The sequence below is a fragment of the Methanobrevibacter sp. genome (genome assembly GCF_036307625.1).
Taxonomy (GTDB): Archaea; Methanobacteriota; Methanobacteria; order Methanobacteriales; family Methanobacteriaceae; genus Methanocatella.
Genome location: NZ_JAXJXF010000036.1, coordinates 1 through 21,855, shown reverse-complemented (window position 1 = coordinate 21,855; position 21,855 = coordinate 1). Strand labels below are relative to the sequence as shown.

General features: G+C 34.8%; 16 protein-coding genes. 6 read left to right on the top strand and 10 right to left on the bottom strand.

What is annotated here, in order from left to right:
• Window position 1: 1 nt before the first annotated feature.
• Together hisI and hisS are read right to left on the bottom strand one after the other, a co-directional pair.
• Complete coding sequence (gene hisI, locus UIB65_RS02610) at window positions 2-406, bottom strand: phosphoribosyl-AMP cyclohydrolase (protein ID WP_330039577.1); 405 nt, start codon at window positions 404-406, stop codon at window positions 2-4.
• A 1-nt stretch (window position 407) separates the two neighbouring features.
• A complete protein-coding gene (hisS, locus tag UIB65_RS02605) occupies window positions 408-1,703 on the bottom strand; it encodes a histidine--tRNA ligase (protein ID WP_330039576.1) in 1,296 nt (431 codons plus the stop codon).
• An 85-nt stretch (window positions 1,704-1,788) separates the two neighbouring features.
• Here hisS and UIB65_RS02600 point away from each other — a divergent pair, with 85 nt between their 5' ends.
• Window positions 1,789-2,640, top strand: a complete 852-nt coding sequence (locus tag UIB65_RS02600) for a shikimate dehydrogenase (RefSeq protein WP_330039575.1) — start codon at window positions 1,789-1,791, stop codon at window positions 2,638-2,640.
• 4 nt (window positions 2,641-2,644) lie between these two features.
• The gene (locus tag UIB65_RS02595) at window positions 2,645-3,334 is read left to right on the top strand and encodes an ATPase (RefSeq protein WP_330039574.1); all 690 of its coding nucleotides are present in this window, start codon (window positions 2,645-2,647) and stop codon (window positions 3,332-3,334) included.
• Here UIB65_RS02595 and UIB65_RS02590 read toward each other — a convergent pair.
• Both UIB65_RS02590 and UIB65_RS02585 read right to left on the bottom strand, forming a co-directional pair.
• Window positions 3,317-4,810, bottom strand: coding sequence for a replication factor C large subunit (locus tag UIB65_RS02590; RefSeq protein WP_330039573.1), 1,494 nt, complete (start codon window positions 4,808-4,810; stop codon window positions 3,317-3,319). The two genes, UIB65_RS02595 and UIB65_RS02590, sit on opposite strands and share 18 nt — an antisense overlap.
• 9 nt (window positions 4,811-4,819) lie before the next feature.
• The gene (locus UIB65_RS02585; protein ID WP_330039572.1) at window positions 4,820-5,767 is read right to left on the bottom strand and encodes a replication factor C small subunit; all 948 of its coding nucleotides are present in this window, start codon (window positions 5,765-5,767) and stop codon (window positions 4,820-4,822) included.
• Between the two features lie 148 nt (window positions 5,768-5,915).
• Here UIB65_RS02585 and UIB65_RS02580 point away from each other — a divergent pair, with 148 nt between their 5' ends.
• Together UIB65_RS02580 and UIB65_RS02575 are read left to right on the top strand one after the other, a co-directional pair.
• Entirely contained in the window at window positions 5,916-6,875 is a 960-nt protein-coding gene (locus UIB65_RS02580) for a zinc metalloprotease HtpX (protein ID WP_330039571.1), read from the top strand.
• Window positions 6,876-6,884: 9 nt separating this feature from the next.
• Window positions 6,885-7,616 carry a tRNA (adenine-N1)-methyltransferase gene (locus UIB65_RS02575; RefSeq protein WP_330039570.1) on the top strand — a complete coding sequence of 244 codons (732 nt, stop codon included), beginning with the start codon at window positions 6,885-6,887 and terminating at the stop codon, window positions 7,614-7,616.
• 286 nt (window positions 7,617-7,902) lie between these two features.
• Here UIB65_RS02575 and leuS read toward each other — a convergent pair whose 3' ends face one another.
• Window positions 7,903-10,758: a leucine--tRNA ligase gene (gene leuS / locus UIB65_RS02570; RefSeq protein WP_330039569.1), complete on the bottom strand. Its 2,856-nt coding sequence runs from the start codon at window positions 10,756-10,758 to the stop codon at window positions 7,903-7,905.
• Window positions 10,759-10,768: 10 nt separating this feature from the next.
• The gene (locus UIB65_RS02565) at window positions 10,769-11,557 is read right to left on the bottom strand and encodes an NAD+ synthase (protein WP_330039584.1); all 789 of its coding nucleotides are present in this window, start codon (window positions 11,555-11,557) and stop codon (window positions 10,769-10,771) included.
• A gap of 67 nt (window positions 11,558-11,624) precedes the next feature.
• Between UIB65_RS02565 and UIB65_RS02560 the strand changes: the two genes are divergently transcribed.
• Entirely contained in the window at window positions 11,625-12,020 is a 396-nt protein-coding gene (locus UIB65_RS02560) for a nuclear transport factor 2 family protein (protein WP_330039568.1), read from the top strand.
• Here UIB65_RS02560 and UIB65_RS02555 read toward each other — a convergent pair.
• Entirely contained in the window at window positions 12,017-12,826 is an 810-nt protein-coding gene (locus tag UIB65_RS02555) for an ion channel (RefSeq protein WP_330039567.1), read from the bottom strand. The two genes, UIB65_RS02560 and UIB65_RS02555, sit on opposite strands and share 4 nt — an antisense overlap.
• A 139-nt stretch (window positions 12,827-12,965) precedes the next feature.
• Between UIB65_RS02555 and UIB65_RS02550 the strand changes: the two genes are divergently transcribed.
• Window positions 12,966-13,739, top strand: a complete 774-nt coding sequence (locus tag UIB65_RS02550) for a DUF389 domain-containing protein (protein ID WP_330039566.1) — start codon at window positions 12,966-12,968, stop codon at window positions 13,737-13,739.
• Window positions 13,740-13,813: 74 nt separating this feature from the next.
• On the opposite strand, the gene UIB65_RS02545 is transcribed toward UIB65_RS02550, so the two are convergent.
• The 3 genes from UIB65_RS02545 to UIB65_RS02535 all read right to left on the bottom strand — a co-directional run bounded on the left by UIB65_RS02545 (window position 13,814) and on the right by UIB65_RS02535 (window position 21,717).
• A complete protein-coding gene (locus tag UIB65_RS02545) occupies window positions 13,814-14,587 on the bottom strand; it encodes an ion channel (protein ID WP_330039565.1) in 774 nt (257 codons plus the stop codon).
• A gap of 27 nt (window positions 14,588-14,614) precedes the next feature.
• A complete protein-coding gene (locus UIB65_RS02540) occupies window positions 14,615-15,955 on the bottom strand; it encodes an MATE family efflux transporter (protein ID WP_330039564.1) in 1,341 nt (446 codons plus the stop codon).
• A 458-nt stretch (window positions 15,956-16,413) separates the two neighbouring features.
• Window positions 16,414-21,717, bottom strand: coding sequence for an Ig-like domain repeat protein (locus UIB65_RS02535; RefSeq protein ID WP_330039563.1), 5,304 nt, complete (start codon window positions 21,715-21,717; stop codon window positions 16,414-16,416).
• Window positions 21,718-21,855: the final 138 nt, after the last annotated feature.

The window sequence follows — 21,855 nt, the reverse complement described above, 5'->3', positions numbered from 1 at the left end:
TTTAATACACATCATCCGGGTTTACAAGTCTTTCCAAGATAATTTCCAAATCATCATCTTTCAAGTCTTCAATATCTACATTTTCAGTATTTAATTTTCTAAAAAAGCAGGATTTATAGCCTTCATGGCATGCTGCACCGGTTTGCTTTATTTTCAAAACGATGGCATCCATGTCGCAGTCAACAAGTATTTCCTTAACTTCCTGAAAATGACCTGAACTTTCTCCTTTTAACCAGATTTTGTTTCTGGAAGTACTCCAATAATGTGCTTTTCCGGTTGCAACTGTTTTTTGAAGTGCTTCTTTGTTCATGTTAGCCAACATCAGTATTTGGTTGGTTTCAGCATCCTGAGCAACTGCAGTAATAACCTTTTGGCCGTTAATTTCATGTCTAAAATTTATTTCCATTTTATTCACCTTTGATATAATCTACTATGTCGTCGACATCAATCAGCTCTTGATTTCCACTGATCATGTCTTTTATTGTGATTTTACCTTGTTCCAAGTCTTTGGACCCTATGATTGCTATTTTTTCTACCTTGATTTTGTCCGCATAGTTCATTAGTTTTTTGAATTTTTTGCCGTTCAAATCAACATCTGCTTTGATGTTGTTTCTTCTTAAAAGCTGGGTGATTTCGTATGCTTTATCGCGCACATCATCTGAAATTGGAGCTACATATATGTCTAAATGAGGAGGCAATTCTTTTTTATCGGTCAACTCTTCAACAGCATTCATCAATCTGTCAAAACCTAATGCAAATCCTGTTGATTCAACTTCTTGTCCTCCAAATACTTTAACGAGGCTGTAAGATCCTCCGCCACAGATTTGTTTTTGTGCTCCAAGTTCTGGAACATATATTTCAAAGACAATTCCTGTGTAGTAGTCGAGTCCTCTTGCAACTCCCAGGTTCAGTGTATAATTTTCAACTTTGAAGTTTTCAAGCAAGGAGATTAATTCCTTTAATTCTTCCAATGCTTCTTTAGGTTCGTCATATGGTGCAATTAACTCTTCAACTTCACTTAAAATTGTTTTGTCCCCAACAAGATCAATTAATTTTAATAGTATTTGATTCAATTCATCATTGTCAATTACAGGGTTTTCGCCGCTTAATGATTCGATTAAGAGGTCTTTGTCTCCTTTGTCGATTACAACCATTATTTCCCTTTGGGTTTCAGTTGAAATTTCAAAGTGTTTGAATAGCCCTCTTATGATTCCCAAATGGTTGATGTTGACATCGGCGGTTGTAATTCCCAAAGCATTGATGGAATCTGTACAAAGTGCAATGACTTCTGCTTCTCCTTGTGGTGTTTTTGCACCGATTAATTCACAACCGAATTGCCAAAACTGTCTGAATCTTCCTTTTTGAGGCCTTTCATATCTAAAGCAACTTCCGTAGTAATAAAGTTTGATAGGTTTTGTGGAAGTTTTTTCGAGTTCATTGAGATATAGTCTTGCAACTGGTGCTGTAATTTCAGGTCTTAAAGTTAATTCTCTGTCTGATTTGTCTTTAAAGTTGTATAATTGGTCAACAATTTCTTCTCCAGATTTTGTTGTAAATAACTTTAATTCTTCAAATAAAGGTGTTTTGATTTCTTGATAACCATAATTTTCAAAAATATTTCTTAAGGTACTTTCTGCTTGTTTACGTTCTCTCATCTCTTCAAATAAGAAATCTCTTGTACCTCTTGGTCTTAAAAATTCCATTTTAGCTCTCCTATGAATAAATTTATTATAATTAAAATATGTTTATACAAAGTTATATAATCTTTGTTAATTAATTAAATAATATATGAAAATTAAAGGCAGTACAAATATTGTGGGATTGATAGGCCATCCTGTGGAACATAGTTTTTCACCACCTATGCACAATGCGGCATTTGATGCATTGGGTATGGATTATACTTATGTGGCATTTGATGTTAATCCGGCAGAATTACAAAAGGCTATTGAAGGCGCCAGGTCATTGAATATCAGGGGATTTAATGTAACAATACCTCATAAGATTGAAGTTATGAAATATCTGGATGAAATCGACGATGTCGCTAGACTGATTGGTGCGGTAAATACAATCGATTTTAAAAATCTTAAAGGTTACAATACTGATGGGATAGGTGCTGTAAGAGCTATTGAAGAAGTGACTTCAATTAAAAATAAGAATGTTGTTATTGCAGGTGCCGGTGGTGCATCAAGGGCAATTTCATTTTACATTGCTAAATATGGTGCTGATTCTCTAACAATATTGAACAGAAATGTGGATAAGGCCCAAAGTTTGGCCCGTGATGTTTCAAATTCAGGTTTGATAGGTGATGTAAAGTCAGATTCAATTAATGAAATCAATGCCTATTTGGCAGATGCGGATATTTTAGTCGATACAACACCTTTGGGAATGCATCCTCACATTAACGATCAACCAATTGCCACTGCAGAAAATATGCATGATGAATTGGTAGTATTTGATGCAGTATATAATCCAAATGAGACAGTATTGCTTAAACAGGCCATTGAAGCTGGAGCAAAACCAGTTTATGGAATTAAGATGTTATTGTATCAGGGTGCTGAAAGCTTTAAGATTTGGACTGGGGCGGATGCTCCTGTAGATATTATGGAAAAAGCGCTAAAAGACACACTTAATATAGAATGATAATATGGATTTCATGTTTGACATTTCCGGATTGAGCGAAGAAAAAGAGGAGTTCACCACTTCCAAAAAAGATGTTTTGAAGTTCTTGAAGATTATTGGAGTGGACAGTCGTTTTATTTCCTATACTCCTGAAAAGATTTACATTAACAATTTGAGGTTTTCCAAGTTTTCAAGAAAAAGGCAGGATACATTCAACAAGCAATATCCAGAAATCGAAGTTGTAAGAAATAGTCTGTTTCAAAAGATTTGCTCCAAATCGTCAAAGGTTCTGTCTTTGGAAATAGAACCAAACTCTGTTATTTTAATGCCTCGGGACAATTTCATGGTTGACGTGTTGATGGAACCGTATACTCGTAAATATGGGGTAAAGTTGATTCATGATGGCGATTATGATTATGTGGTTAATCCTACAATTTTGGATGATGAGGTGAACGATATATTTTCAACTATATTCAGTGGTGAAGGTTTAAGGTTTAACAGAAGTTCCAATGAAATCTATCCTTTAATCAATGTTCCTTTGGATTGGGTCAACTCATTTTTGGAAATGGATGGCAAAGATAAAATTAAAAATGAAAATAATGATGAGTTGGCTACCTCTTTTATGGAATTTTTGGAAGATGTAGCTCCTCAATATCGTGAAAATGTTTTGAAGGCCTCTGAATACATTGAAAAAAAATTAGAAACTAAAGAGTGAAACCTGTTTGTCGGTTTTCTTTTTAGGTTTTTCCTCTTCAGCATTATCAGCTTCTTCTTTAGGTTCCTCTTCAATTGGAATCTCTTTTTCTACTGGTTCCTTTTCAATATTGTCTTCAATTGGAATTTCTTCAACGCTTTCTTCAGTTTCAATCAGAATCTCTTCTGGAGCATTCATCATTTGATTTTGAAGTTCTTCAAATCTCCTGTCACGCTCTTCAACTCTCATTTGAGCCTTTTGTTTTTCCATCTTGTTAATGACCTTTTTAGGGATTTTCTTTTTCCTGAAGCGTTTTATCTCATTTTCATCTAACTCTAAAAAGTTGGAAATTTCCCATGCGAGCTCATCATCTTTAAACATGATTTCCAGATATGGAAACATTGAAATTCCTACTGCATGTGAAATATGCATTTTTTGAGTCATCTTTTCGGCAATTTCATCTCTGAGATTTCTTTTGCCTCTGTTACGACCCATTAATGAAAATATGCTTGGTGTTTGAATTTTTGAAAATTTTTTATAGGTTTCCTTTTTGGAGGAACTTACTCCAATTCCCATGAAATCACTTGCATATTTCCAGTAACCATAATTTCTGCTGCTTCGAGCTCTTCCAAAGTATAAATCCGCTTTTGCTATGTTTTCATAAGCATTTTTTATTTCATTTTTATCACTATATTCTCGCGGAATGTTTTCGGCAATGTATTCCATTACAAGTGTAGGGTCTTCATCGACTCTTAAAGCTTCCCGTACATGCTGCGGATTTTTGCTTTTCAAAACTCCAGTAATTGCATTGAAAATGTCTGAACGGTCGTCTTTTGTTCTTAGATTTTCAACATCTTTTGGTTCCAATACTTTATCAGTATCTGCTAGTGCCTGAAGGGTGTTGATTGCAGAACGCATATCTCCATTTGATTTTTTAGCGATTAACTCCAGAGCCTTTGGATTAGCTTTAACTTCTTCTTTTTGAGCTATTTCCTTTAAGGCTTTCCTGATGCTTGGGCTTCTCACTTTCGGCATTTTGATTACAGTACATTTCGGTTTAATTGACTGCAACCTTTTGGAATAGAAGTCATTGGCCATTAAAATCATAGGATGCTTGGAATTTTTAATTATCTCTCCAATTGCCTTTACTCCGCCACGGTCATTGGTCCCATGGATTCCGTCAACTTCGTCCATTATGATTAATTTGTATTCATCTCCAAATAGTGACCTTGATGAGGATGACTCTCCAATTGTACTTTTGATTACGTCCTGTGAACGCTTGTCACTTGCATTAAGTTCAATGTATTCTGAAAATTCCTTTGCTATTATCAATGCAAGGGTTGTTTTTCCAATTCCCGGAGGCCCAACTAAAAGTAGGGGTTGCTGGGGATTTCCATTTTTCCAGTTTCCAACCCAATCTAGGATTATCTTTTTCTCTTTTTTGTTACCGACCACTTCATCTAAGGTTTGCGGTCGGTATTTGTCAGTCCATAACATTTCTATACCTTAGATAAATTTAGTTAATAATGCTTCAAGTTGAATTCTAGGATTTGCCCCTTCTCTTATTCTGAAGTCACAATCCGCAATTGATTCTATTAATTCTATGTAAAAGTCAGGTTCCATTTTTCCTTCGACAACTCTTTTCGAAACTTCCTGATAAATTTGGGTTACCATGTCTTCTCCACTGGTTCCCTGTAAAACCATAGTTTCCCTAAGAAGTGTTCTTGCACCTAAAAAGTCCCCCATGAGAGCTTTATTGATCATATTTGCAATTTCTTGAGGTTTTGCTTTTGAAACAACTTCGTATACTGAGTCTTCTGTAATTGCTTCGCCTTCTGAAGCAGCGGCCTGCAAGACATTAACAGCTTTTCTCATATCTCCTTCAGCGAAATAGACTATTGTTTCGATACCTTTGTCATCAGCATCAAATCCTTCATTTTCACAAATGAACTTTAATCTTTCTGCTATTTCTTCTCCTTTAACCGGAGCGAATCTGAAGATTGCGCATCTTGATTGAATTGGGTCGATGATTTTTGATGAATAGTTACAGGAAAGAATAAATGAAGCGGTTTTTGTATACATTTCCATTTCACGTCTAAGTGCATGTTGTGCGTCTTTTGTCATGTTGTCTACTTCATCTAGAAAGATTATTCTAAATGGGGCACCTACAGGCTTAAGTCTACAGAAGTTTTTTATGCGATCCCTTACTGTGTCAATTCCTCTTGCATCGGATGCATTCAATTCTAAGAAATTATTTCTCCAGTATTCTCCTAAAATTGATTTTGATAATGCCAGTGCAGTTGTTGTCTTTCCAACACCTGCCGGACCTGTAAACATTAAGTTAGGCATGCTGCCTTCGCCTACATATTTTTCAAGTCTGGTAATGATTTGTTTTTGTCCTACGATGTCTTCTAATTTTTGTGGTCTATATTTTTCTACCCATGGTCCACTCATTCAATCACCATTTTTTTACTAGTAAAAGGTTATGTATTTTGTTAATAATTAACTTTTTGTTAATGTTTTTATATGTGAAAATATTATATATAATTCAATTGGGAGAGTATTTGATAACTAATATGTAATATATTTTAAAGGTGTTAAAATGAGAGGTACATGGAAACTTAAACTTAGAATGATTCTAACATCTGTAATAATGTTCACAATCGTTTATTTCCTCATATTTCTTGTCGGAAGATATTTGGGAATAAGCAGTTGGAGAATATATGCAGTTGTGAGCTTAGTGATTGTATTTTTACAGTACTGGTTTGGACCATCCATTGTCAAACGCTCAATGAATGTAAGGCCCTTGTCTGAAGCTGAAGCTCCCCACATTCATCAAATGGTTCAGGAATTGGCCGATGCGGCAGGAGTTAAGAAACCTGAACTGGGAGTATCACAAATCAATGTTCCAAATGCATTTGCATATGGTAGAACAAGTAGAAGTGGCCATATTGCTATAACTCGCCCTATTTTAGGATTGCTTGATGATGATGAGCTAAGGGCAGTTTTAGGTCATGAAATGGGCCATATTAAACATAATGATATGGCTGTAACTGCGGCCGTTAGTGTAATTCCTATGATTTGTTATTACCTTGCATTGTCATTCATGTTTTCAGGCGACAATGACAATGGAGGAGCTATTATTATTGGAATTTTAGGATATTTGTTTTACTTAATAGGACAGTTACTTGTATTGTTCATCTCAAGAACTCGTGAATACTATGCTGATGAGGCAAGTGTTGAGTTTGGAAATCGTCCGGCAGCGTTGGTATCAGCACTTTATAAGTTGTCTTACGGTGCTTCAAGATGCAGTAAAGAAACAATCGATGAGGTAAATACCAACAGGGCATTCTTTGTAAATGATGTAAATAATGCAAAGCATGATATTAATGATTTCCAGCAAATTGACTTTGACGGTGATGGAAGAATATCTGATGAAGAGTTAAGAAAACTTGCCAACTCAGAGATTAAAATTTCAAAAACAAATGGAATAATGGAATTGTTCTCCACTCATCCGGATTCCTTGAAAAGAGTAAAAAGATTGGCAGAATTAGAAAATTAGGTGTTATAAATGAAGATGATTTTAGATGAACGTGGTAAGAAATATGTTTTAAAACCTGGTCAGGACTTTCAAAGCGATTTGGGAATTGTTAAGGCCGAAGTATTGGACTCTGCCGAAGTTGGTGATGAAGTTAAAAGTCATCTTGACCACACATTTAAAATCATGAAACCTAACATCAACGATTTCATTGATATAATGGACCGCAGATGTTCAATTCTAATTCAAAAAGACATTGGACAGGTTTTGGCACACACCGGTTTGGGCTATGGTTCACGAGTAGTCGATGCGGGAACAGGTGCCGGAGCTATTGCCCTTAATTTTGGTAATGTGGTCGGGCCTGAAGGCCGTGTATTCACCTATGAGATACGTGAAGACTTTGCTGAAGTTGCAAATAAGAATATTGAAAACTTTGGAATTACAAATATCGAAGTTAAAAACAAGGATATTAAGGAAGGAATCGATGAAGATAACATTGATTTAGTATTTTTGGACTTGCCAAAGCCGTTTGAGATATTTGAAGAAGTTTTGGAGTCTTTAAATGTTGGTGGATGGCTATGCGTTTATGCACCTTATATAGACCAGGCCGAAATCTCATACCGCATTGCTAAAAAATTGGGTTTTTATGACATTGAAATTTTCGAAACTTTGGAACGTGGCCTTGAAGTTCGCCAACAGGGTGTGAGACCAAAAACACGTATGGTTGGCCATAGCGGATATCTGGTTTTTGCAAGAAAACTATAAGATTGTCCGCCTCACTATCTTTTTTAATAAACTCAAAACCTTTTTTTTTTTAAATGATGCTTTCAATGCAAATCAAAATCGTGCAGATGTTGAAAAGATAAAAACGATATTTCGAAGAATTTTACATTGTCGTTTAATTAATTTTACCGGTAATTATTTTGCTGTTTTTTAAAAATTCTTTAATAATTTTAGTCGATATTTTAATTAAATATGTGCTATTTTTTTATTTTAATAATTTGCATTAAAACATATAAATTGAAAAAAATAGTATATTGGAATAGAAAATCTATTCCATAAATATTGCTGGTTTGTAAGGCATTGCATTTCTTGCCTTATTTTGTGGGTCGTAAGAATCATCAGTATGGATAATTACTTCATTTCCACATTCCTCTTTGATGTAGTCAATAGCATCAGTTAATATGGCTTTTTCATCGATTTTACCGATGTATCTTGTTTTGGTAATTTCCTTACCGATTTTTTTAGCTACCATGGCTATTTCCTTTTTATCGTCATAGATTTTAGCTCCAATAGCTCGTCCCATGATTTGGCCGATATCAGGTTTGCCGACTTCATCAGCTATTTTGTATAATTCCCATTTCCAATCTGGAGCAAGATAAATGTGGACTTTTTCGATTTCATCTCCAACCATTTGTTTGATGTGTGCAATATCCTTGATGATATTTTCCACTAAATCTTCTGATTTTTCTATTTCAGGACTTACTTTTGCATCATCAGCTTCAGGCCAACTAGCTTCACTTACAAATCCTTCTCCACCATATTTGCTCCATAGTTCTTCTGAGGTGTGTGGAGTAAATGGAGCTAAGAGCCTAATCCAAGCTTCCAGTACTGTTGATAAAACATAAATGACGCCTGGATCTTGTGCATCAATAATATGTTTTACACGGTATAAATAATGGTCTACATCCTTTTTAAGTAAGAACAGAGAATCTTGTAAAGCTTGTCTTGTCTGGAAGACTTCCAATGCTTCAGTTGCATTTTTGACATGTTGGTTGAGCTGGCTAATCATCCATAAATCAATGGTTCTTGTAAGTTCAACCTCTTCGATGTTGCTTAAGTCTAAAGCAGAACCTTTGATTTCTTCAACTCTTGCTGCAAACTCTCTGAACCATTCAAGTCTTCTTTTAGTTCCAAGTACTTCTTTTTCCCTCCAATCGAAGTCTTGCCATGGTTCGGCAGATGCCATCAGGAATAGTCTTACAACGTCGGCAGTGTAATCTCTGATTGCATCTTTTAAAAGAATTACATTACCTTTTGAGGATGACATTTTGTTTCCTTCTAAAAGGCCCATACCGAATACTACTGTTCCTCTTGGCCATTTGTCTTTTGGATAGATTGCACTGTGGTGGAACATCAAAAAGCTTAAATGGTTTCCTACAAGGTCTTTTGCAGATAATCTCCAGTCAAGTGGATACCAATAGTTAAACTCATCTTGAATTTCTTTAACCTTTTCTGCAGGCACGGTAATGTCTCCGGAATCTTTATCTAGGAGTACCTTATCGAAAAATGCTCTGTTCAAGTCATCAGGATTCATGTCTCTTAGATATTTTGCAATTGAATAGTAAGACATGTAAATGGTAGAATCTGTTAAAGGTTCAATTAACCATTGGTTATCCCATGGAAGTCTTGTTCCAAGTCCTACTTTTCTAGAACAGGCCCAATCGTCTAGCCAGTTGAGATAATATTCAAAGTTATTTTTGATTTCGTGAGGAATGATTGTTTCGCCTTCAAGAACTTCTAAGGTCTTTTCGGTCCACTCTTCGTTTCCGTATTTCATGAACCATTGGTCATCCATGATTTTGACAACACAGTTGTTTCCACATCTGCAGACTACTGGCCTTTCAGCAAAGTCATACATGATTGTAGCCATATTTTCTTCAATCAATTTTTCTTTTAGCTCTTCACGAGCAAAACGAACCTTCATTCCACCAAAGCCTGGAATGGAGTCGATAATTTTACCTTTACTGTGTTGGGCTTTGTATAGTTCGTTTGTAGCTTCATGTAATTTTTCATCGTTTTGGTCGGTAATTCCCAATCTTTCGATGATGTCGGCAGCAGGAATTTCGCCATATCCTTTAAGTGTACATACTGGAATAGGCTCCACATTGTCAATGATTCCATCCAAATTATATTTGGATATTAATTCATCGTTATTTTTCAAATCTTGGAGTGCAATATAATCTGCCGGTGCATCTGCAGGTTCTGAAAATACTACACCACTTCCGTAGGATGCACTTACAAAACTTGCTGGGAAAATTGGTAATTCATCACCAGTAAATGGATTGATTGCCATTTTGCCGATTAAATCATTAGGATCGATTTCTTCAATAATGTCTAAATCCTTAATTTGATTGGATAAGTTGTAGTGAGCTTCTTTTGTAACGACCCAATTTTCTCCTTCTGCATTGACAAGCACGTATTCCACATCCGGGTTTAACCAGATGTTTGTTGCTCCAACGATGGTTTCAGGCCTTAAGGTTGCAGTTACCAGTAATTTATCGTCAATCTTAAATTTGAGCAAGGTCAATTCATTTACTCCAACACCTTCACCTTCAAGCAGGTCGTGGTCTCCAACAGGGTTGTCACAGTTCGGACAGTATTTTACTGGGTGTTCTCCTTTTGCAACCAATCCTTTTTCGTAAAGGGTTGTAATTTGCCATTCGATGAATTTTTTATATGTAGGGTCAATAGTTCTGAATTCTCTTCTCCAGTCAATTGAATAACCCATTTCTTCCATTACTTCATGATATTCTGTTGAAAAGTATTTAACAATAAATTCGGGATCTTCCAATTGGGGTAAGGTTTCTTTTGGAACTCCATGAACTCTTTCATATAAATCAAGTGTCCATGGGTCTTTTCTTTTAATCCTGTCTGCAATTCCAATAACTGGTGCACCGGTTACGTGCCATGCCATTGGGAATAGTACATTGTAGCCTTCCATTCTTTTAAATCTTGCATAAACATCAGGTACGGTATAAGTACGTCCGTGACCAATATGCATAGCTCCACTAGGGTATGGAAAAGCTACTGTAAGGAATAATTTTTCTCTTTCGTCTGGGTTGGATTCAAATAGCTTTGCATCTGCCCATTTTTTCTGCCATTTCTTTTCTATATTTTCACTCACCAAATCACCATTATAAGATTGTTTTTTGAGGACTTTCAGGAACTTTACTTTTATGTTCGCTCCTAATAACTTTGGTAATAATCATATCAACATCATCTGCTGAAATTTCTAGCTTTTCAGCGATTTCAGTATTTTTCATATCTTTTTCAGTGTATAAATAGAGAATTTGGTCGATTAAATCATAACTCATTCCAATTTCTTCTTCATCAGTCTGATTGTTCCATAAACCTGCTCTCGGAGGTTTTTCAACAATTTCTTGAGGAACATTTAAGAATTTGGCCAATTCATACACGTCATTTTTATATAGGTCTCCTATCGGTTCGATATCGCATGCGCCATCTCCATATTTTGTAAAGTAACCGATAAGAATTTCGCTTTTGTTACCTGTTCCGCTGACAAGGTAATTTTTAGCATTAGCATAATAATAAATGATTGTCATTCTGATTCTAGCTTTGAGGTTTCCAATTGATAGTTCATCTTCCTCAAGCTGTGTCATGGATAAATATTCGTTTAAAATGCTGTCGATAGCTATTTCTTTATAGTCAATTCCTAACTTTTGGGCTATTTCTATTCCATGAAGTTTGTCTTCTGTTGGTGTTGTTGTTGATGGCATTATGATTCCAAATACTTTATCTTTACCCAATGCTTCACATGCAAGATAGGCCGCAAGTGTAGAGTCGATTCCACCACTTAACCCAACTATTACTCCTTCAGTGTTAGCTTCAGATACTTTTTGTTTAATAAATTCAGCAATGTCTAATTTTGTTTTTTCTAAGTTTAAATTTGGAATTTCAGTAATATTCTCACCAACCTAATCATTCATACAATAAATAATATGTACTTTTTGTTTAATAATATTATAGTATATGTCTGATGTAGAACTTATTTGCGACAAATCTTTCAGTGATGTTGATAGTGAAATCCTTGACAGGTTCATGGAGTTTCAGCAAGCGCTCATTGATAAGGATGAAGTTAAATTGGATGAAATTTTGACTGAAAAGTATGAATTAGTCCATATGTCTGGTAAAAAACAATCTAAACAGGAATTCATCAGCGAGATTATGGACGGTACATTAAATTACTACAAGTCTGAAATAATCGAGCCGACAATATTGTGGGACGATAATGAAAGGGCGACCTTAATCGGCGATGTTACATTAACTGCAAAGGTTTACGGTGTTAATGGAAAATGGACATTGGATACCAGTATTGACTTTGAAAAGATAGATGGTGAATGGTACTTCACTAAATGGGATAATTAATCTTTATTTAACATTTTCGTCAATTCATCAATTTTTTTATTTAATTTTACAGTTTCATCTTTAATTTCTTTTATTTCTCTTTTCAAACATTCGTTTTCTTTTTGCGTTTTATCTATATGCTTTTTAATGGAACTTCTTGTTTCTTCTTCATTCTTTTCCATATATAATCCTGACATGGCGGCTGTAAAAATGCTGATGAACAGAACTCCTATGATTATTGTAAGCATTCCGATGACTTTTCCTTGGTTTGATATTGGAGTGATGTCTCCGTACCCCACGCCGGTGATTGTCACTAATCCATACCAAAACGAATCGAAAATGGATGTAAATGAGTCGTCGATTGCAAATAGGATGATTGAGGATAGAACCATATAGATTATCAGAATAATTGACAATGTCCTAAGCAATTGGTTCTGTACAAAAAACTTAAATGAACGTATATCTGTTTTTTGAATGTTGAAAATTCTGATTACTTGGAAAAATTGAACTATTCTCAATACTCTAAACACTGTCAAATATCTTAGGAATATGAAATTGAATGGAATTATGGAAATTATATCAACTATGTGCCCTTTTAAAAACTGTAAAGTACTGCAATCCCGGTTAATGAATTCTACACCTAGATTGATGGCTAGCAATATGCAAACAAATAAATCAAATACTGCCATAAATTCAAGATCTGATGTGGGAATGTCAAAAAGAGTGATTGCAACAATGAAAATCAAATCTATGATGATTAGTATTATCAAAATTAGATTCTTGAACTGTATTAATTTTTCATTATTTTGAATATCTGGAAGATTCATGATTTTTCCCATTGTTTTGTAATATCTTTTTTGTATATTTTTGTTAATATAATTTGGCTAAAATTCATTACATTAATTAGTTATTAACGTCAAACCATTTAATAAAGAATAATAATTATGGAATATAGGAAATGACAATATGAGTTTGAAAAATCAAGATGAAACAATCAAGGAGAAAATCAAAAAGGCATTTTCATTATCTGAGGACTCCGCATCAAATGAGGAGATTCGTACACGTCTTTTAGATGGTGGACAAGTAACTGGGACTAATATGTGTGTTCTGGTATGTGCAATGGTAATTGCATCTGTCGGTCTTAATGTGAGTTCAACTGCTGTGATTATCGGTGCGATGCTGATTTCACCTATAATGGGGAGTATTCTCGCTTCAGCTTATGGAAACGTGTCTGCAGATTATCATTTGTTTCAAAATCATATGCTTGGTTTTGGAATACAGATTGCAATCAGTGTTGCCGCTGCTACAATCTATTTTCTTTTGTCTCCGGTTAAAGAGCCAACAGCGGAATTGCTTGCAAGAACATCTCCGACTTTTTTTGATGTGCTGATAGCATTTTTCGGAGGAATTGCAGGAATCATAGGACAAACCAGGCTGGACAAAACAAATACTGTTATTCCGGGTGTTGCAATTGCAACAGCTTTGATGCCGCCACTTTGTACCTGCGGATTTTCTATTGCAAACGGAAGATGGGATATGCTTCTTGGAGCTGGATATCTGTTCATCATAAATGCGTATTTCATTTTTTTGGCTGCCAGCATTATTTTATCTATTCTAAAAATTCCAAAAACAAAAGAATTGTCTGAAAAAGAGTGGAGAATTCATCGTTTAAGAATGGTTCGTAATACAATTATCATAGCGTTGCCTAGTATAGTAGCACTTTATTACATGGTATGTTAAAAAATAAGTGTCTTGAAGAAGGAAATCTTTTATTTTCCTTTTTATAGGGGTTATAATGTGGAGTGTCGATGTCTTTAATCTTTTTTCTGTATGTCTTTAAATTCTCGGATTTCCTTTTTTAACTCCTGAATTTCTTTTTTCAATTCACTATTTTCATTTTGAATATTTTCTAAATCGGTTTTGATGTCTTCTAAAGTTATCTCGTTATCTTTTTTAAGCAGACGGTTTGTTAAAAATGAGGATATTGCTGCAGTGGTTAGAGAAAATACGAATACTCCGGTAACAATCAGGCAGAGGGAAATGATTTTCTCTGTAAATGTTAAAGGAATGATATCACCGTAACCCACGGTTGCCAATGTCACTACAACAAAGTAGAAATAATCAAAAAGATTATATGATGTGCCGAATGTATGGAGTATGGCAGTATAGAGAACTACGGTCACTAGTACACCCATTGTTATTATGTGAAGATTGCTCCTTTTTACAAAATTTTCCAAACCGTCAAAAAACTTGTCAAATAATAGCAATATCCTAAGTAATTTCAAAAGTCTGAAATACCTTAAAAAATTGATTCCTGGAATGGCTATCGGCAGCAGAACCTCAAAAGGTATTGATGCAATCAATGAAACCCAAGTACTTGGTTTTTTTAAAAAAACTGATTTGGGTTGCGAATTGTGTAGGTCATTTGTCCAGTCAATCAAAAGGATTATGCAAACAAAAAAGTCAAACCATAATATGGCAAATGAAATATCATCAGGCAGTGAAACGAATATGGACAGTGAAATTAGAATGATGTCAATAATTATCAAAGTATTCAATGTGTGGATTGTCAAATTATTGAGTTTCATTATTTCACCTTTATGAATTATTCTTGATTAGGAAGCTGCACTTTGGGTGACATTATTATTTCTGGCATTGTTAAGAATATGTTTTAATAGGATATAATAAGCAATGGCAAATGTAACTTCTCCTATTAATATTCCCAGTAAAACACAAACACCGTGTGTGAATATCGGTGCCAATAATGTCACTATTGAAATTTCATAGATAATGATTCCAATTGTAAAGAATAATTCATGATAACTCTTTCCCATTCCATCCAACATTTTTTCTGACATTACTGAAACCTCATTGAATGGAACGATTATAATAGCTGCAAGGGCAATGTAAAATACTGATTCTGGTGCGCCTGTAACTGAAAACAAAGCAAAACCATAATCTCTAATAAAGAAGAATATTATTGTTGAAATAATTGCAATTAGTATGGCCTTTTTAAGCACATAATGATATAAATCCTCTAGTTCATCAATTTTATGGGCTCCGTATAAATGTCCACTGACACTTACCAATCCTCTACCAAATGCTTTTTGTGGGGATATCATTATGGATTCGATTCTTGATGCTGTTGAATAAAGTAGTACACCAATTTGGCCAAGCTGCTCGATTAAAATCTTATTGAAGAAGAGCATGGAAATGCACCATAAACTGTCTGTTAAAAAGTTTGGAAGGGCTACAATGATTATGTCATAAACAATTCCTGGCTTGAAATACTTGAAATTTATTGGAACTTCAGATTTTCCACTTAAATACCAATATAATAAATAAACAGATGTAACTCCTGAAGATAATATTGTAGCATATGAAACGCCACTAACTCCCCAACCTAAAACGAAAATGAAAATAGGATCCAAAATTAAATTCAGGACATTTGTTAGAATAAGTAATCTGGTAGGAATTTTTGAATTTCCTTCAGCCTGCAGTGTATTTGCAAAGAAATTGGAAAAGATAAAAACAAATGGACATAAGAATATTGGAGTCAAATACTGCATTGACAGCTCCATAGAAGAAGTTGCTCCCATATAAGTTAAAATGTTTTCTAAAAAGAATGTAGATATTATAACAATAAATCCAATTACTAAACAGGCTGTAATACCATGCAAAATCGAATTATAGGTATCTGTGAAATCTTCATCACCTATTTCCCTGGACATTATTGAATTGGTTCCAATGCCTATTGATTTTCCAAAACTTATAATCAATGTAACTAATGGCACTGCTACTCCTATTGCAAAAAATGATTCGGCATTCATTTGAGATACCCAAAATACATCAACAAATGAGTATCCGGCTTCAAAAAGTGTGAGCAGAAGCAATGGTGTAGTAAATTGCCAAAAAACTTTTTTGGGGTCGGAATTGAAATCTACATTTTTAACCATAATGTTATTTTGTTTAATGTAATATATATATTATTTTGATTGATGTTTGTTAAAAATGAAAAAACATCAATATATTAATTGGATTTTTGATTTAAATTATAATTTAAGTTGAAAATGAATTTTAACGAAAGCTCAATTCAATTAAAATAGTTTTTAACAGTGATTATTTGTGTATTGAATGTAGTGACTTTCATCCCATAAATTTGAGTTTCTACTAAAAAGAAAAAAGACGAGCAATTGCCGAAGCAATTGCCTTTAAATTATTTAACAATTTTTAGTTTTTTGACTGTTTTGTAGTCAACTTTAACCGGTTACATTTAGTCTATGGTAGATTTAGAACAGTTTAACTGCTTTGAATGTGTAGTTTTGGCAGATTCTCAAAATTACTATGCGATAACTGTCATATGTATGTAGTAGCCAGTGTAAGGCATTTTAATTACAGTTACTTTATCATTACTTCATTTGGAGACTGTCTTGATTGTGGTTTTGACTGTTTTTGCCTTTTTATAGTACTTGTTTCCTGCAAATCCGACACTTACGACATATTTTCCTTTGGACAGTTTAAGGTTGAATGTCGCAACACCTTTTTTATTGGTATATTTGGAATATTTCTTACCTTTGACTTTAATAGTAATTTTAGCCTTCTTGATTGCCTTACCTTTACTGTCCTTTAGGACTGCATTGAATTTCTTGTTTTTAGCTTTGACCTTGAAGGTTTTCTTTTTAGCAGACAATTTTGAAGGGGCTTTCTTGACAACAACCTTGACTTTAGCAGTTGAACTAGCATATGTGCCTGTTCCTTTGAATGTTACCTTTGCAGTATATTTTTTAGGAGCCAAAGATTTTGTAGGAACTTTTATTTGACCTTTTGCATTGGTTTTATAGGGTTTTGTAGTACCTAACTTGACTGAAACCTTAGCACCTTTTATAGGATTGCCTTTAGCGTCTTTCAAGACAACTACCAAGTATTTGTTAATGTTGTATGTTGCAGTAACTGTTTTTGCTGATAATTTTGTCTTTATTTTGTTTACAGTTACATTAACACTGGCTTCTGCTGATTTGTACTTAATATTACCTGAGTATATGGCAGTGACTGTGTGTATTCCGTTTTTAAGTCCGGAAATTTCAACTGTAGCCACACTATTGTTAAGTATGACAGTAGCATAATCATTTCCATCAAGAGTTATGATAACATTACCTGTGGTTGCATTTGGCTTGACAGTTACAGTAACTGTTAATTTATCACCTACATTGATTTTTTTACTTCCATTAATTGCAATGGAACTTGTGCCTTTTCCGGCAATGAATCCTTTATCGACAGATTCGTTCAAATATTTGTCGTCACCAGAGTATGTAATGGAAAATGATTGCATTCCCACTTCTGAAATAACCAGGGGAACAACTGCACAACCATTTTCAACCGAATATAAAATTCCATCATGAATAATATTTCCTTGTGCATCGCCACCTTCAATGATTACTTTAACATTGACGGTTTCACCAAAAGAACCTGCAATATCCTCAATAAATATTTCAGGATCGATTTTAAGAATATCAAATTCAATTGAAGATTTGACATTTTCAAATGTTGCATTCACACTACCTTTTCCATTACTGTTCGGAGCATATCTTACTGCTTCGTCTAAAGAAACACTATTTTGATTAATTTCACCATTGGTTTTTGTCAAAGATAACTCAATCGGTTGAATGAGTGTGTTATCATAAACAGATACTGTTTTTGGTGCTGACTGATTATAAAGGTATAATTTAAAAGTAACATTAGTTGATTCAATAAAGGAAAATGAACTAGGATTAGCAGCAGCATCCAAAAACAGCCAATTGTCGACTTCAACACCCTTGACATTGGTAATGTTGGAGTCATAGTTTGATGCATTGTTTCCGAACCAATTGTTTATGACCTTAATGTTTCCATTTGCAATGCCGATGTTGATGGCATTATTGTTGATGAAAACTGAATCCCTAATTACATTGTTTTGACTGGAATTGGATATGTAAATCACATTGGACCCTGAGTTACGGATGTAGTTTCCGGTTATTGTGACATTTTCAAGTGTTTTTTCGAAGTTGTTTACTCCACCATTATCTGCTTTGTTGTTGATGTAGCTTCCGATTATTGCGACATTGATAAGGTTATTCTTGAAGTTGTTTGCTCCACCATAGTATGCAGTGTTATTAGAGTAGTTTCCAATTATGTTGACATTGGTTAATGTTTGAATGAAGTGGTTCGCCCCACCGAAACTGCTTGCAGTGTTATCATTGTAGTTTCCAGTTATGTTTACATTGACAAGTGAGTTTGTGAAGTAGTTTGCTCCACCTAATTGCACCCCTTTGTTGTGGTTGTAGTTTCCTATTATGTTGACATTGGTTAGTTCTTGGTTGAAGTAGTTTGCCGCAGCCAACAAGTTTGCAGTGTTATCAGTGTAGTTTCCAATTATATTTACATTGTTTAGTTCCTTCATAAAGCTGTTTGCTCCACCTCCATTTGCTTTGTTGTTGATGAAGTTTCCAATTATGCTGACATTGGTTAATGGGTTTCCGAATTCGTTTGCTCCACTTCCAATTGCTTTGTTGTTGATGAAGTTTCCAGTTATTCTGACGTTAGTCAGATCATTAAAGAAATAGTTTGCTCCACCCTGTTTAGTTGCAGTATTATTTATAAATGTAGCATTAATATTTGAAAAATCAAGTTTCTTGTAGAAGTAGTTTGCTCCACCTTCTTTTGCTGTGTTGTTTACAAAGTAGCAGTTTAATATATTAGGATTGCTACCTGACCAGTGGATTGCCCCACCATCATCTGTAGTGTAACCCTCTGTGAACGTTATGTCATTTAGAGTTACATCAGATCCAGTTATTTTGAATATTCTTGTTTTTCCAGTTGCGTTTATTGTGTGTCCGTTTCCGTTGATTGTAACATTATTGTAGTTGATTAAGATTCCTTCAGTCATTGTGTCATAGCCTTTGGTGTAGGTATAGCTTTTATTGAGGTTAATGACACAGTTTGGTCCTGACCTCTCGATTAGAAATTGCAATAAGTAAAATTCTCCGAATTGTGCGGTTTTTGTATATGATGCAACATTATAACTTGCAGTTAAGGTCATGTCTTGGGTTTCATGGTCGATTGATATGGTCAAAAATCCTTTTTCAAGGGTTTTTGTGTTTGGAACATCCATATTTTTGCCAGTTAATGTCATATTTATGTCTGGCAATTTGAAATTAGAATCCACGATGACTGCACCATTACTGTACAGCTTGTCTAGGCTAACTGTTGCAAGGATTGGTGTAAATTCAATGTCAAGGAAATACCAGTTAACGGCCGTTGCACCATCAATCTTAGCAATGTCCACATCTTTGTTTGATGCATTGTTTCCAAACCAGTTGTTTGTGATTTGAATTTCACCCTGAACAACTTTTATGTTGGATTCCTGATTGTTTAGGAAAATGGAATCTTTAATAATGTTGTTCTGAGATGATTGCATATAAATAATAGAAGATCCATTGTTGTTTATGTAGTTTCCAGTTATGTTGGTGCATGTTGGTGTTTTGAAGTAGTTAGCTCCACCATTTCCATTCTTTGCTGTGTTGTTGTAATAGTTTCCAATTATATTGGCATTTGTCACATCATTGCCAAAGTAGTTTGCCCCACCAGCAATTGTCGCTGCGTTGTTGAAGTAATTTCCAGAAATGTGTGCATTGGTTAGTTGTTGATTGAAGTAGTTCGCCCCACCGTTTTCAGCCTTGTTGTGACTGTATTCTCCAATTATATTAAGATTCTCTGTATAAATCTCAAAGTAGTTCGCCCCACCATTGTTGATTACGGTGTTGTTAAAGTAATTTCCGGTTATGTTTACATCAGTTACCTGATAACTGAAGTAGTTGGCACCACCACATTCTGCTTTGTTGTTGTAATAATTTCCCATTATGTTAACATCTATAAGTGTATCTGAGAAGTAGTTTGCCCCACCAAACCGGCCTGCTTTGTTATAGCTGTAGTTTCCAGTTATGTTGACATTTCGAACAAGTGAATTATTGAAGTAGTTCGCCCCACCACACCCATATTGTGCGATGTTGTAGCTATAGTTTCCAGTTATGTTAATATTGATCAATTGACTTCCAAAGAAATTTGCTCCACCATTGTCCGCTGTGTTGTTGTAGTAATTTCCAATTATATTGGCATTTGTTACATCATTGCCAAAGTAGTTCGCCCCACCAGTATTTGTTGCAGTGTTGTGGCTGTAGTTTCCGATTATGTTGACATTGCTCATTTCATTTTTAAAGTAGATTGCTCCTGCCCTATTTTTTGCTGTGTTGTTTACAAAGCAACAGTTTAATATGTTTGCATTAGTGCTTGACCAATAAATGGCACCACCCTCGTCTGCATAACCACCTTTAAAAGTAATGTCTTTAAAAACCACATCATTACTTCTAACATTGAAGATACGGGCTTTGCCATCGGCATTTATAGTATGGCCATTACCTCTGACAGTTATTTTACGGTCAATAAATATTCCATTTATGAATGCGGAATCTGTAGCTGGATTGAATGTATAATCCTTATCCAATATGATTTCATTAGCAGCATTACCGTTTATGACTATGTTCAAGTCAAGGAAAGTTGTTCCATATGCGAGTGTTACATTTTGGGTTGCTGAGTGAACATTTGGATGAGAATTGCTTAATGTGATTTCATATGTTCCTGGAGCCACTTCAATAGGCCATCCTTCACCGCTTAAAGCATAATAATCCGCTTCAAAAGTTTGATTTTTAACATGGACTTTGGTGTAAACACCATTCAATACACGTCCAGAGTCATCTTTTGCATCGAACAATAGTCTTGAATCAAATATTGAACCTGAAAAACTAAATGCTGCACTGTTATACTCGACACAGTTTTTGCATGATGTTTCATAATAATTAGGATTCTCACTGGATGGGATAATTCTATAGTTTAGCAGGAATGTGCAGTTGATTGCATTGCCCTCAGACATTGCTCCGCCAAATACCTTTGCATAGTTGCTGGAGAATATACAGTTTACTGCGCTAGAGTTCTGCATTGCTCCACCTGAGCTTCCTGCATAGTTGTTTGTGAATGTACAGTTTATAGCACTTCCATCAACCATTGCTCCACCATCTACTCCAGCACTGTTGCCGATAAATGTACAGTTTATAGCTCTTACATAAGCCACTGCTCCACCATGGAGGTCAGCCCAGTTATTGGCAAATGTACAGTTTATTACAGTGACATTACAAATACTGTTACCAAAAATGGCACCTCCACCAGTAGTACTGTTACCATTTATGAATGTGACGCCACAGAATACAACATTACCGCGGATTACATCAAAGATTTTCACGGTTTTTGCCCCATCAATTGTAATTCCATTACCATAAATAGTTACGCTACGGTCAATAAGGATTCCCCTATTGAAACCAGCATCTTTAGTAGAATCATATCTGTAGTTTTCGGTTAAATTAATCTTATCTCCCCGATTAACTCCATTGATTGTGTCATTTAAGTCCCTGAAAGACTTTTGAGTTGATACTCCATTTTTCAGGTTATCGTCAGGATTAACTTCCAGATTACTGTTATCGTCTATTGTACTTAGGATTGAATCCGAATTGGGTTCTGTCTTGATTGCATTGGTTGTATTGTCCAAGCCGGCAACATCTGTAGCGCTTGCCGCAGTGATGGCAAGCAGACCTACAAGAAATATTGCCAACATTATAATTTTTTTACTTTGCAAATTTCTTCCTCCTATAAAATTTATCTTATGGTGAAAGAATACTCTGACCTCTTTAAGGTCGGAGATGAATTTCACAAAAAGGCATCTGAAGATATTAGTTTTCAAATGCTCTCTCTATTTCTTTATATATTATTTATT